Raw genomic sequence first — 13,118 nt, forward strand, 5'->3', positions numbered from 1 at the left:
ACGGCGTCCATGCTCGTGCAGTGCACGCTTGGAACAACTGAATGGATGAAGGGCAAAAGTGAGGTGGCCCGATCAACGTGAAGCGCTTGACGATGCGAAGGTCGGCAAGGCCTTCCGGTTCGCCGTGGACAGTGACTCAGCTGGAGGCCGCCTCTGCTCCGCTCTTTGCCGATGAGCTGGGCGCCACGACAGCGAGCGTGGGAAGAGATTGGGTTGGTCCATGTCCATGGACCATTTTCTTCGCGCGCCTCCGGACGCAACGCACGAGTGCTTCGACGCCCATTCTACTTTGCACGGGGTTGTTTTCGCGATTTATGTCTGGCTTGGTGCTCCGCTGAACAGGCGCTGCGTCCGGGATGCGAGATCGGCAGATGGGATTTTTCCAACCACTCCCCCTGCCTGGAGGCTAACTCGTTGACTTTCACGTCGTGGCAATTTGCGGTGTTCGTGTCTGGGATATTTGCCCTTTATTACTGGCCACTCGTTCGCCCGTATCAGGTCTACATCCTGGTTCTTGCAAGCCTGTTTTTCTACGGATTCGGGCAACCGGAATTGCTGGCGCTGCTCGCGATAGCGGTCTTCGGGACTTACTTCTTTCTCTTGAAGGCCATGGTTCGACGCAAGTTGTGGCTGCCGGCCGGCATTGCATTCAATCTCGCGTTACTCGCCTTTTTCAAATACAAATTGCTGTTCGTCGACCCCTCCTCACCGGCACTCTCGGATGTTGGCGCGATCGACCTCTTGCTGAAACTTCCGCTCCCAATAGGCATTTCGTTCTTCGTCTTCCACAACATCAGCTTGCTGGTGGACATGACGAAACGCGCCGGCCCAGCCCCCTCCCAATGGGAGGTGTTTCTTTACATCATATTCTTCCCGCAGCTCGTCTCCGGGCCTATCACGCGAGCGGAAAACTTTCTGCCGCAGATCCAACCGAAATTTATCAACGAAGTGCCGTTCGTCGAGGCGGCCAGATGGATTGTCGCCGGCTACTTCTTCAAACTGTTTGTCGCGAACAACCTCAACACGCTTACGACCAACATGGATTATCCTCTATACCATGCGCTTCGAAGCAGCGACCGCTGGCTCTGCCTGTTCCTCTATAGCTATCAAATCTATGCCGACTTCTTCGGGTATTCTGCTATCGCGATCGGGCTGGGGCTGCTGTTCGGCTACCGTCTGCCAATAAATTTCAACTTGCCCTATATCTCGCAGTCGTTTGCTGAATTCTGGACGCGCTGGCACATTTCGCTGTCAACCTGGCTCCGCACCTACCTCTACATCCCGTTAGGCGGCAACCGCGATGGTAAAGGGCGGATGTACCTCAATCTAATGATCGTGATGGGCCTGGGTGGTCTTTGGCACGGCGCCGGATTGAGCTACCTGGCATGGGGGCTAATGCACGGCCTCCTTCTGGTGATCGAGCGTCCGTTCCTGCCCTTGATAGAAAAACTTGCAGCGATTGCCGCTCTGCGTCGCGTGATCGTTGCGGCTCGCATGCTTGTTGTTTTTTTATGCGTCTCCTTCCTGTGGGTTTTTTTCAAGCTCCCGAATTTCGAGCATGCGATGGATTATATTTCTGGTATGTTTATTGATCAGTCCGTGCCCAATCCTGCGCGCATTTACCGAAGTCTGGTGCTGATCTATGCGCTGCCAGTTCTCATACAGCATTTTATTACCTCGGAGAGGCTCGTTGTGCTACGGGGTAACCTCGATCCCTATGTGTATGGCGCGATGGCAGCTCTGATGCTAATCGAAGCCGGTCCCGACACAGCGTTCATATATTTCCAGTTCTAGGTTGGACATGGACCGTACTGCCTCGATGAGCTGGTTCGTGAAGGCGAGCGCTGTATGTGTCGCAGTATTGGCAATGTGTTGGATAGCCCCTCAGTTCCTCAAAGATATCCCTGACTTTCCCGCGACCACGACGGATGAAATACAGTCCAGGATTGCCGATCGTTATCTCAACAGTCCAGTTGCTCCGATCGCGTTAACGGGCAGTTCGTTCACCGTGCGATTGCACGAAGAATTTTTTCATAAACTTTACGTTCGAAATCTGGCGCTGCCTGGCGGATCTCCGTTGACCGGGGCAGCAATGATTGAGGCGGCTGCTGCTGTTCGGCCGCGGCTCATAGCCATCGAGACCAATACGCTTTCTCGCGGTGTCGACCAGGCAATGGTCGAGAGGGTCCGCACGAGCAATGCGGAGCCTGCGCGCGCACCAATGAATTTCAGGCCCCTTCGCACATTGGCCGCGTTGTACCAGCAAAGGCTCGACGATTGGCGGCGCTTTGACAGGGATGACAAATCTGCGCTTCTTCGGCAATCGGCCTTGGAAGAGGTAATTCTACGAAAGCCGCCAGCCCCCGAATACAACCCAGTTGTGCTCACTGCTATCCTGGCTGAGTGGAATAATGCGGATCACGATCAGATCATCCGTCGAAACGTAGCCGAATTGAAGCACATCGTGGAGACGCTCGAGAAGCAAAGCATTTCGGTGTTCTTTTACGAACTTCCTCTGGGCCCCGCATTCGCGCAGTCCCGATATATGACAACGGGGCGGTCAGCGATGGCAGAGGCCTTTGGGCACGACCACGGCAAATGGTTATCATTGGACTATCCATCCAACGAGATCCGATGGACCGATGGAGCACATCTTGACGAACGATCGGCTATCATCATGGCCCGCTCTTTAGAGAGAGCGATCGAGCGGAAAATGGATAGCGAGGTGGTAAAGCGGACATCCTCGGAGCTTGCCCGCTAGGTTGGAGTCACCATTTCGAGGCCTAACCTGGAGCTTCGAATGGCACGCCCGCGCCAACGTGTTTGTTTGCAAGACGTCAAACGGCTGATCATCGCCGATGAACTGCGCCAGAAAAATCGCGGCCCCCTTCTTGGTGGCCGGTTGGACGGTCGCTGACATGACGTTCTCCCGGTTCAGGCCGCCGCTGCGTTACGCCAGACGCCGCCTTGTCCGACAAGGATGCTGGCCGTTGCAGGCAGTCCCGCATACTTTTCAACGAGACGCATCGCAACGGAACGCAAATTCACGTTCCCGCAGCGCGTTGCGCCCGAGGTTTGCAGGTCATCTTCGCACCTCTCGAAATGAGAGGGCGCAGGGAATGCCGGGTGCGCGCTGCACCCGCGGTCTCGTGTGCGATTGTGCAACAAGATGGTGCACACGAGCATACAGGGCAGCGGAGGCACTCCGACATTCCCTGCGCAATGGCTTTACGGCTTATGACGCGCTCTCCCCGGTGAGACGGCCTCTATTGCCACCGTCGCCCCTCGGAAGCGTTAGCTTCTTCGGAGCTTAACGCCGTTACGGGCGCCAGGACCACACGCTTTCGCCGTACGCCTTTGCCGCAACCGTCAATCGCGACATCAGCGTCCACCGCGACCTGCCCCTCGTTGTGACGATGGCCAACGCCCCTCCGAGTGGGACAGGATGGCGATATATGTGCAGGTGATTTGGGGTCGAAGGGAAGAAGAATATTTTTGATTTACGGAAATTTTGCGCTTGACAAGACTTCTGAACATCAGAAGTTATTGCTCGACGGGTCGGAATGACGCAGCAACTGCGTGCAGGCTGAAGCGCGCTCCTCTACAACCGCTCGAAACCGAGTTGAGTCTCGCCGTCCGTGTTGGCCTTCGTGCCTAGCCCTTCGAGATGTGACGAGCAGCGGAGGAAGAACAGGAAGTACGGTTCGACGATATCGAGAACGTCCTCGTCCCATTCGATCACTGGCGCATCTTGAACAGTTTTGGCGAGTTTGGCCATTTGACCAAGCGACTCAGAAACACTTGATCCCGATGGGCTTTCTCCTATGCAGACTCGAACAGTCCGCCTGAGCATTTCGTCGTAACGGAAAGACAGGCTGGATGGATCGGATTTTATTGCCAGCAGTACGCACCGATAGACATCGCCGGAGCTACCATCGGTGAATCGGAATTGCTTTCGTTCTGTCCCGCGTTGTTTTGGACCGGCATGAAGCACGTTAAGGAGTGTAGAAAAATCCGTCGAGGTGGACGTCCGTTCTAGAACTCTGCGGACCTTGTAGGACTCGACGTCGACACGAACGTGATCGGGAAGCGTCTCGCCTATATTACTCTCGAAACAAAAATTGGGGCTGATAGCTTGCATCAACTGCGGCGAGCCGAATGCTTCATTGGAAAGCCCGCAAAGGACGCTTGGTGCTAGGTCCACGTTGAGTTCTTTAAATCCTCGGTATGCAATCTGTTCAAGTTCGGTGACGGACCAATAGGTCATATCGACCGCCGTCACACGCCCTCTAAGCTCTGTATTACTTCGGACGACGTCATCTGATCGATGAGGCACAGACGCCGTGCAAATTCGAATGCCGAGTTCTGCTGCAGCCTTTATTTGCCTGCCGATTTCTTCCCGGACTGATGCCTCAATGTAATGAAAATCATCGACAAAGACCACGAAGTCGCTCCCGCCAATGTCTTTCACTATTTGGTCGAGAGCATTAAGCGCCAGTTTCTTTGCCGTCTGCGAATTGGACTCTACTGTTGTACTCCCCGATGTGCCGACGCTTCCTTCGGCAACAAAGGGAATGCCAGCTTTACCACTCGCGGTGCCGGAAACTGTTCCGCCCTTTTTTGAACCGCTGGTTTCTGTAACCTCGATAGGGCCGCCCATCCAGGCCAGTACGTTTTTCCATAAGTCATCCGCTGTCTTGATGCTGGCTCCGTAAAGGTGAATGAGGTTGTCTCTAGAAACAACCTTGGTGACGAGAACGGTTTTGCCAGACTTCGATGGCCCCGAGATCGAAACGATCATCTTCGGAATTTGGAACGCCTTGCGTAGTTCGTCTTCGTAATTCTTTGCGGTCCGCTCAACGTAGGTGATGGTCGGGACATCGGTGGGTGTGAAAACGGCCGTTGCTTTGGTCATGAAAGGCCGCCTTTTCAAGTATACGTCATACGAATGGACATTGTTTACCCGTGCTCCGTATCGGACGCAATCTGGAATGGACTACCTGCGGCCCGTCAACCGGTCACACCCTTGTTGTAGTCAACGACTCGCCCAGTTCGGGCGCGGATCAACCCAGCCGACGCTGCGCACTTCGTACATTTCAGATGCGCCAGTATGTCCGGCCATTGCCAATCGGGCAGTTCGTTTAGCCGCAAAGCCGCCGATTGCCAGCAACGCGGGCGCTGATCGCCGACCGGCGGGCCGATGCAGCAGGCAAGAATTGACGTGAAGCCAGCGGCCTTCGCTGTGGTCGGCGTCCCGCCGGACCAATATCGGAGTCGGGAATTCGGTTTTCGACGACATGGATGGCGATATCAAACCGCAGCCGCGCCGAACTAGCGAATCGCACAACCCATCGCGACGGGAACAGCATCGCGTCGCGACCCGCGGCGAGTGTGGAAATGTCAGCAAGCTGATCGCTCGCAAGGCTACGCTACTGTTGATGTTTACGGAGCTTCGGGAGGCACCCTTCGCCCTATCGGGCGGCCTGCCACCCGAAGCCCACAGGGCGTAGGGTGGCGGAGAGGGAGGGATTCGAACCCCCGATAGGCTTGCACCTATGCCGCATTTCGAGTGCGGTGCATTCGACCACTCTGCCACCTCTCCAGGCGCCATTTTGGGGTGATTCCTCGAGGCCCCGCGGTCGGGGCGAGTTCTAGGCGAGGACGGCGGGCCAGACAAGGCGCGGGGGCAAGATTTTCGCTGACGCCCAGGCGCACCCAGGATCTGAAAAAAGGAGCCGAAAAATGGAGCATTTGACAGTTCGGGCCAATGGCGCGGCGTTCCATGTCGCCCGCGCCGGCAAAGGACAGCCCCTATTGTTGCTGCATGGCTGGCCCGAATTCTGGCTGACCTGGGAGCCGGTCATGGCGCGGCTCGCCGATCGCTTCACGCTCTATGCGCCCGACCTGCGCGGTTTCGGCGACAGCGACAAGCCCAACGGACCGCACGGTCCCGACCAGCACGCCGCGGATATGCTGGCGCTGATGGACGCGCTCGGCCTCGCGCAGGCCGGCATTGTCGGCCACGATGTCGGCGGCGGGCTGATGCAGCCGCTGGCGCGCGCCGCGCCGGAGCGCATCGCCGGACTGTTCTTCTTCGATTTTCTCTATCCCGGCATCGGGCGGCGGATGGCGGAGCCGGACCGGCTGAACCATATCTGGTACCAGTCGCTCAACCAGCTGGAGATCGCACCCAAACTGATCGGCGCCAGCCGCGAGAGCTGCCGGGCCTATATCGGCTATTTCCTGACACACTGGAGCCATCGCCGCCAAGCGTTCGACGACGTGCTCGAAGCGTTCGTCGACAATTTCCTCAAAGACGGCAACCTCGCCGGCGGCTTTGCGTATTATCGCGGTGCGCATGCCGGGCGGATCCGCATGCTGAAGGGCGAGGCGCCCACGCTGGCGCCGATCGATCTGCCGACCTGCGTTCGCTGGGCCGAACACGACCCGCTGTTTCCCTACGCCTGGACCGATCGGCTCGGCGAGACTTTTTCAAATCTCGACCTCGCGATGTTTGAAGGCGTGGGCCACTTCGCGCATCGCGAGGATCCCGATCGCGCGGCATCCGAGATCGCGGCGTTCTTTCAGCGCATCGGCTGGAAATGAGGATTGAAGGTCGAGATAAAGGTGGGGCCGCCAGACGCGACAAAACACTGACGGCCCCGTGCCGCTGCTTTGAAATTCTGGCCGGGAAGTGCGGCTTCGCCGGTCAGCTGGAGCGACGATTTGACGGTAGCGGCGCGCGCGGAAAGGGCAACGCGATCCCGATTTTAACCTAACCAGTCAACCTTACCGCGCGCGATGCGAACTCTCATCGCGCGCAGCGCTGGAGGCGGGAAGATCGCTCCAGCCCCTTGTTTCAAGGGTTTTCTCGATGCGCGCCGGCATTAACCGCACTCGAACGCGCCCGTTAATCTTTACCCTTCTTTGCTTTCTTGTCGTCCTTGTCGCTGTCGCCCTTGTCTTTGGCCTTTTCGCCCCTGCCGTTTTCTTTCCTGCGATTGGTGAAGCGCGCATTGCCGAGACCCGTACCGATGGTCAGCACGCCCCATCGCTCGACATCCTGCATGTAAGGGACCTCGGAAAGCCCCTGCACGACGCCGTCATTGTGCATCAACACCGCGGTGTCATGATCGCCGATCATCGGTATAGCTTCCACGAGACTTTCCGGCAGATTGAATTTGCTGCTCTCCCAATTGCCCGGCAGGTTTTGCGCGCCCTTCTCGATCGAGCCGTCCTCATTGATCACACCGGGACAGGCAATGCCGATGAAAGGCGCCAGCTTGTGGCCCTCTGCTTCAGCCTCGGCGATCAGATCCTTCAGCATCTTGACCAGCCGCTTCACCGCGCCTTCGCGCGTCGGCTCATCGTCGGCATGCCGCCACAGCTCGGATTTCCACACAGCGGCCTTGGAGAGATCGGGCGCCTTCTTCCAGCGCGACTCGACCACGCCGCAGCGGATGTTGGTGCCGCCGATATCGACGGCGAGGATGCTGTCATGGGCCTCGAAAATCCATGACGGCGCCAGATGCAGCGTGCCGATAAGGCCGGCCTCATCCGGGTGAAAACGGATCGGCACCAGATCGACCTCATGCTCCTCGGCCTTGAGAAGGATGCCGGCGCGGGCGATGGCAAGTTCGCCGACCCGGCTTTGCCGGAAGCCGCCGCCGACCACGATGCGCTCGGTATCGGCCCAGGCCTTGGTCTTGAGGAATCGCCCGGTCACATAGGCCAGTTCCTGTGCGAATTCCTCGATCGCGCCGTGCACCAGCGCCGCAGCGGCGACATCTTTGCCCAGGAGCACCTCGTCGAGCTCGCTCTTGGCAATATCGCCGGTGGATCTCCTGCCCAAGGGATCGTCGCCGTTTTTCTTCAGCGGCTTGCGCAGCCCCTCCAAAATCTCGCGAAACGCGCTTTTGCTGGCGCGGTCGCCGAGAAACCCGTCATCGTCCTTGAGCTCGATGTTGAAACTATCGACCTCCACGGACGGCAGACGGCTGGCGCCGTGGCGGGCGATGCCCGTGGTTTTGACTGTGTCCTCTGCCATTTTTGCCCTTGCCCAACCGGATTTCGGTGACACAACGGGCGGGGAACCCATTGGTTTCACTTGGGCGAGTGGCGAATAGCGAATGGCGAATGGCGAGTTGCCCCCTTATTCGCTATTCGGCACTCGGCATTCGCCCCTTCTGACCCCAAATCCCTCATTTTGGGCCAGTTTTGGCGCTCCTTTGCCTTGACTCGGGGCTGCCAGCGGCTATAAGTCCCGGCATCCGGCGCGGGATTTCTCGCGCCGCTTGTTTTTGCGCGAATTTGAGGGTTCACACCCCGACCGTGCGAAAATCGTACCCATAACGACTGACCAAAAAGCCGACCCGGACATGACCCTATGGGGACGACGTCCGAGGCCGGGATCGAACACGAAGGAATAAAACGATGTTCGCAGTCATCAAAACCGGCGGCCGGCAATACCGGGTCGTTCCGAATGATGTACTCGAGATAGGCAAGATCGCCGGCGACGTCGGCACGATCGTGCAACTTGGCGAAGTTCTGGTGCTCGGCGGTGACACGCCGGTGCTGGGCGCACCCACCGTGGCAGGCGCCTCGGTCGCGGCAGAAGTGCTGGACCACAAGCGCGGCCCCAAGGTGATCGCGTTCAAGAAGCGCCGCCGCAAGAATTCGCGCCGCAAGCGCGGCTATCGCGACGAGCTCACGGTGCTTCGCATCACCGAGATCCTGGCCGATAACGCCAAGCCTTCGATCGGCCCGCGGCCGAAGAAGGAAAAGGTTGTCGCGGCGCCCGCCGAGGGCGACGAGGCACCGGCGGCCAAGAAGGCGCCCGCCAAGAAGGCTGCGGCAAAGCCCGCCGCAAAAAAGGCTCCGGCCAAGAAGGCCGCAGCCAAGAAGTAATATCAGCGCATCAAGATTTGATGCGTGATAAAGCGTGAAATGATTCCGTCAAGGAATTGATCTAGATTACGGCGAAGTTGGAGACGGGCCATGGCTCACAAAAAAGCAGGCGGTTCATCGCGGAACGGACGTGATTCAGCGGGCAAGCGCCTTGGCATCAAGGCGTATGGCGGCGAGCACGTGATCCCCGGCAACATTATCGCGCGTCAGCGCGGCACCACCTGGCATCCCGGCCTTAATGTGGGCATGGGCACCGACCATACTCTGTTCGCCAAGATCGAAGGTCACGTCGAGTTCCGTGCAAAAGGCAATGGCCGCACTTTCGTATCGGTTGTTCCGATGGCGGAGGCGGCCGAATAGACGGTGGACAACATGAGTCCGCCGGGTCCTGTTGAACCGGCGGAGTCAAAAAAGGCTCCAAGGGGAGGCGGGAAACCGGCCTCCCTTTTTGTTTGCGTATGTTTTCGCATTTCAGGAGCCCGACATGTTGCAGGACATCCCGACCCCGACATTGCGTGAAGCCAGTCCATGCGTCCTCGAGACCGAGCGGCTGACCTTGCGCCGGCCGACGCTCGCGGACGTAAAAGCGATTGCGTACCTCGCCAACGATCGCCGCATTGCGGAAAACACCCGCCGCCTGCCGCATCCGTATTCAAGGGATCACGCCGTCGAATTCGTGCGCGCGTTGGGCGGCGGCCGGGCGACCGTGTTCCTGATCGAGAACAACCATTCGCCGCTCGGCATGGTCGGCATCGACTGGCGCGAGCAGGATGCGCCGGAACTCGGCTATTGGCTTGGCGTCGAGCATTGGGGCCAGGGCTTTGGCACCGAAGCTGCGCGCGCGGTGATCGATTTTCACTTCGAGGAATTCGATGCTGAGCACCTGATATCGGGCGCTCGCGTCGCCAACCCCTCCTCGCGCAACATCCTGGAGAAATGCGGCTTCCAGTGGAGCGGCGTTGAGTTGCACCGTTTCGAGGCGCTGGGATCATCGACCCCGGTCGATTGTTTTCGGCTTTCTCGCAGTGTGTGGTCGTCGCTGAAGAACTGGGGCAGTTCGACGCGGCGGGAGCGGTAGCGCTCTCTCCACCGTCGTCCCGGCCTTGAGCTCAGATGCGCAAGAGCGCATCGGGGGACCCATAACCACAGGCGTTTGTGGTGGAGCGAAAGTCGGTGAACAGCTTTCTTACATCGAGAGGCCGCGGCGTATTGGTCCCGGCGCAAGGCCGGGACGACAGAGGAGCTACGCCGGCGGATTAACCACCGTCTCCTCGCGTCCGAGCTGCTGCTCGCGCAGGAAGATGTAAAGTCCGGCGCCGATGATGATCGCGGCACCTATGATGGTCGCCGGTGACGGCACGTCTCCCCACACCACGAAGCCGAAGATCACCGCCCACACGATCATTGAATATTGATAGGGCACCACGACGCTGGCCGGCGCCAGCTTCAGCGAACGGTTGATGCACAGCAGCGCGCACACCGAAATCACTCCCGCGGCGGCGAACATGCCCAGGCTGCCGAGCGTAGGCGTTACCCAGCCGACCGGCGACATCGCCGCGCCGAGCAGGAACGTGCCGCCAAACTGCGTTGTCGTCAGTACGATGTCCGGCGTCGCCCGCAGCGATCGCGTGATCAGCATCAAAAGCGCAAACGACAGGCTGCCGCCGAGCGCGATCATCGCGGGCCAGCTCACGGTCTGCGCCGACGGCCGCAGCGCGATCAGTACGCCCACGAAGCCGATCAGAATCGCACTCCAGCGCCGCCAGCCGACGCGCTCGCCCAGCACCAGCCCCGACAGCGCCGTGACGAAAATCGGCGCCGCCAGATAATAGGTGATGACGTCGGCGAGCGGCAGGTAGACGGTCGCGATAAAGAAGGCGGCAACTTCCAGCGTGGAGAGCGTTACCCGGAGCAATTGCAGCCAGGGCCGTTCCAGGCGCGTGAATTCGGCGCGCTGCCTCCAGATGATCGGCAGCAGCACCAGGAGCGCCGCGCAGGCGCGCAGCCACAGCAATTGCCCGACCGAATAGGTCGCGACCATGAACTTGCCGAGCGCGTCGCCGAACGAGAACATGAAGATCGACAGCAGCATCAATCCGATGCCGGCCAGCCGCGCGGAACGCTCGTCATAGGTGGATGGTTTTGCGAACAGGGACATTTCCTCAAAGCGCCGGGTTTGCGCCGGTCTTCCACGTTTTGGTGCGTCGTTGTTTTAAAGGCGTGGATGCCCGGGACAAGCCCGCGCATGACGATTTGAACGGATTGTCGCAGCATGGCTGCTGCGCTACCGGTACGCCATCTCGCAGAGCACAACAGGAAATCCGCCATGGCCGAGTTCGACCCCGCACAGCATCGCATGGTGCCCGAGCAGCGCTGGTTCGAGGATTTCAAACTCGGCGAGCGTTTCGTGATCCCGAGCCGGACCCAGACCTCGGCCGTGTTCGCCGCGTTCCAGACCGCGAGCGGCGATACCCACCCGATCCATTACGATGTCGAATATTGCCGCAGCCGCGGCATGCCGGACCTGCTGGCGCATGGATTCCAGACCCTGGTGCACACCGCGCCGGGCGCCGGGCTGTTTCCTTACATCGTCGAGGAATCGCTGATCGGTTTCCTCGAACAGTCGAGCCGGTTCCTCAAGCCGGTCTATGCCGGCGACACCATCTATCCCGCGCTTGAAGTAACCGAACTGGTCCCCGGCCGCACCACCGGCGTGGTGACGCTGCGCTCGACCGTGTTCAACCAACGCAAGGAACTGGTGCTGGAGGGAATGCAGAAATTTCTGATCCGCAAGCGGCCAACCTGATCGCGCCGCCCCATTCGATCGCCGCGAGCCCCGATATGCGCTGGTTGGAGCGATATCCCGCTTGAGAGGCCTAAATATCGCCCTGGGCGGCAAAAAGTCCCGAAAATTAAGGCTTTTCGGCAATGTTTGACGGCTTAAGGGTTGCCGCAGCGCCCCCCCTGCCTTACCTAGAACCTATTCTGCACCGATTGATCGGAACGAGGCTCCAGCGATCGTTTTGACGCGTTTGCCGCAGATAAGTCTACGCAATCTGCGTAAACTTGATTGCATCGCGATCCGCTGCGCAATTCGCTCGAAACGCCATAGAAGCCATCATGAAATTCCTTGACGAAGCAAAGGTCTATATCCGCTCCGGCGACGGCGGCAACGGCTGCGTGGCGTTCCGCCGCGAGAAGTTCATCGAGTTCGGTGGCCCCTCCGGCGGCAATGGCGGCCGCGGCGGCGACGTCGTCATCGAAGTGGTCGATGGCCTGAACACGCTGATCGACTATCGCTATCAGCAGCACTTCAAGGCGCAGAAGGGCACCAATGGCATGGGCAAGGACCGCCATGGCGCCAACGGCAAGTCGATCGTGCTCAAGGTGCCGGTCGGCACGCAGATCTTCGATGAAGATCGTGAAACGCTCATCCACGACTTCACCACGCTCGGCGAAAAATTCGTACTGGCCGAAGGCGGCAATGGCGGCTTCGGCAATGCGCACTTCAAATCCTCCACCAACCGCGCGCCGCGCAACGCCAATCCCGGCCAGGAAGGCGAGGAACGCTGGATCTGGCTGCGGCTGAAACTGATCGCGGACGCCGGCCTCGTCGGCCTGCCCAATGCCGGCAAGTCGACCTTCCTCTCCGTCGTCAGCGCTGCAAAGCCAAAGATAGCGGACTATCCCTTCACCACATTGCATCCGCAGCTCGGCGTCGTGAACGCGCAGGGCCGTGAATTCGTGCTGGCGGATATTCCAGGCCTGATCGAGGGCGCGCATGAAGGCGCCGGCCTCGGCGACCGGTTTTTGGGCCATGTCGAGCGCTGCCGCGTGCTGCTGCATCTGATCGATGCGACCTGCGAACATGCCGGCAAGGCCTACAAGACGGTCCGCACCGAGCTCGATGCCTATGAGGGACATCTCGCCGAGAAGATCGAGATCGTCGCGCTCAACAAGATCGATGCCGTGACGCCGGACGAGCTGAAGAAGCAAAAGGGCCGGTTGAAGCGCGCGGCGAAGAAGACGCCGCTGCTGATCTCGGCGGTGACCGGCGAGGGCATGCCGGAAGCGCTGAAGGCGCTGGTCGAGGTGATCGGCGAGGCCCCGGTTTCGCTGAAGGCCAAGGGCGGCGCGGCACAGGCCGAGCCCTGGACCCCGGCGACGCCGCAGGGCTGACCTCGCACTGCGAGTACGTTTGCAATCGGTCG

At 59.5% G+C, this 13,118-nt stretch carries 11 protein-coding genes and 1 tRNA gene; 8 read left to right on the top strand and 4 right to left on the bottom strand.

Features of this window, described 5'->3' with window-relative positions:
* The first annotated feature begins 213 nt into the window (after window positions 1-213).
* Window positions 214-1,794 carry an MBOAT family protein gene (locus JQ609_RS10250; protein ID WP_212273333.1) on the top strand — a complete coding sequence of 527 codons (1,581 nt, stop codon included), beginning with the start codon at window positions 214-216 and terminating at the stop codon, window positions 1,792-1,794.
* 7 nt (window positions 1,795-1,801) lie between these two features.
* Window positions 1,802-2,761 carry a hypothetical protein gene (locus JQ609_RS10255; protein WP_212273334.1) on the top strand — a complete coding sequence of 320 codons (960 nt, stop codon included), beginning with the start codon at window positions 1,802-1,804 and terminating at the stop codon, window positions 2,759-2,761.
* Between the two features lie 840 nt (window positions 2,762-3,601).
* Here JQ609_RS10255 and JQ609_RS10260 read toward each other — a convergent pair.
* Entirely contained in the window at window positions 3,602-4,915 is a 1,314-nt protein-coding gene (locus tag JQ609_RS10260; RefSeq protein ID WP_212273335.1) for a hypothetical protein, read from the bottom strand.
* Window positions 4,916-5,512: 597 nt separating this feature from the next.
* Window positions 5,513-5,602 (bottom strand) — tRNA-Ser (locus JQ609_RS10265).
* Between the two features lie 140 nt (window positions 5,603-5,742).
* On the opposite strand from JQ609_RS10265, the gene JQ609_RS10270 reads away from it, so the two are divergent.
* Window positions 5,743-6,606 carry an alpha/beta fold hydrolase gene (locus JQ609_RS10270; protein ID WP_212273336.1) on the top strand — a complete coding sequence of 288 codons (864 nt, stop codon included), beginning with the start codon at window positions 5,743-5,745 and terminating at the stop codon, window positions 6,604-6,606.
* Window positions 6,607-6,910: 304 nt separating this feature from the next.
* Here JQ609_RS10270 and JQ609_RS10275 read toward each other — a convergent pair whose 3' ends face one another.
* Window positions 6,911-8,047: an ROK family protein gene (locus JQ609_RS10275; protein ID WP_212204210.1), complete on the bottom strand. Its 1,137-nt coding sequence runs from the start codon at window positions 8,045-8,047 to the stop codon at window positions 6,911-6,913.
* 386 nt (window positions 8,048-8,433) lie between these two features.
* On the opposite strand from JQ609_RS10275, the gene rplU reads away from it, so the two are divergent.
* The 3 genes from rplU (at window position 8,434) to JQ609_RS10290 (ending at window position 9,985) form a co-directional block, all read left to right on the top strand.
* Entirely contained in the window at window positions 8,434-8,907 is a 474-nt protein-coding gene (gene rplU, locus JQ609_RS10280) for a 50S ribosomal protein L21 (protein ID WP_212204208.1), read from the top strand.
* A 90-nt stretch (window positions 8,908-8,997) separates the two neighbouring features.
* The gene (gene rpmA, locus JQ609_RS10285) at window positions 8,998-9,267 is read left to right on the top strand and encodes a 50S ribosomal protein L27 (RefSeq protein WP_192739055.1); all 270 of its coding nucleotides are present in this window, start codon (window positions 8,998-9,000) and stop codon (window positions 9,265-9,267) included.
* 124 nt (window positions 9,268-9,391) lie between these two features.
* The gene (locus JQ609_RS10290) at window positions 9,392-9,985 is read left to right on the top strand and encodes a GNAT family N-acetyltransferase (protein WP_212204205.1); all 594 of its coding nucleotides are present in this window, start codon (window positions 9,392-9,394) and stop codon (window positions 9,983-9,985) included.
* A 165-nt stretch (window positions 9,986-10,150) separates the two neighbouring features.
* On the opposite strand, the gene JQ609_RS10295 is transcribed toward JQ609_RS10290, so the two are convergent.
* Entirely contained in the window at window positions 10,151-11,065 is a 915-nt protein-coding gene (locus JQ609_RS10295; RefSeq protein ID WP_212204203.1) for a DMT family transporter, read from the bottom strand.
* A 168-nt stretch (window positions 11,066-11,233) separates the two neighbouring features.
* On the opposite strand from JQ609_RS10295, the gene JQ609_RS10300 reads away from it, so the two are divergent.
* The gene (locus tag JQ609_RS10300; protein ID WP_212273337.1) at window positions 11,234-11,713 is read left to right on the top strand and encodes a MaoC family dehydratase; all 480 of its coding nucleotides are present in this window, start codon (window positions 11,234-11,236) and stop codon (window positions 11,711-11,713) included.
* Between the two features lie 314 nt (window positions 11,714-12,027).
* The gene (obgE, locus tag JQ609_RS10305; protein ID WP_212273338.1) at window positions 12,028-13,086 is read left to right on the top strand and encodes a GTPase ObgE; all 1,059 of its coding nucleotides are present in this window, start codon (window positions 12,028-12,030) and stop codon (window positions 13,084-13,086) included.
* Window positions 13,087-13,118: the final 32 nt, after the last annotated feature.

This window comes from Bradyrhizobium sp. AUGA SZCCT0169 (genome assembly GCF_018130085.1).
Classification (GTDB): Bacteria; Pseudomonadota; Alphaproteobacteria; order Rhizobiales; family Xanthobacteraceae; genus Bradyrhizobium.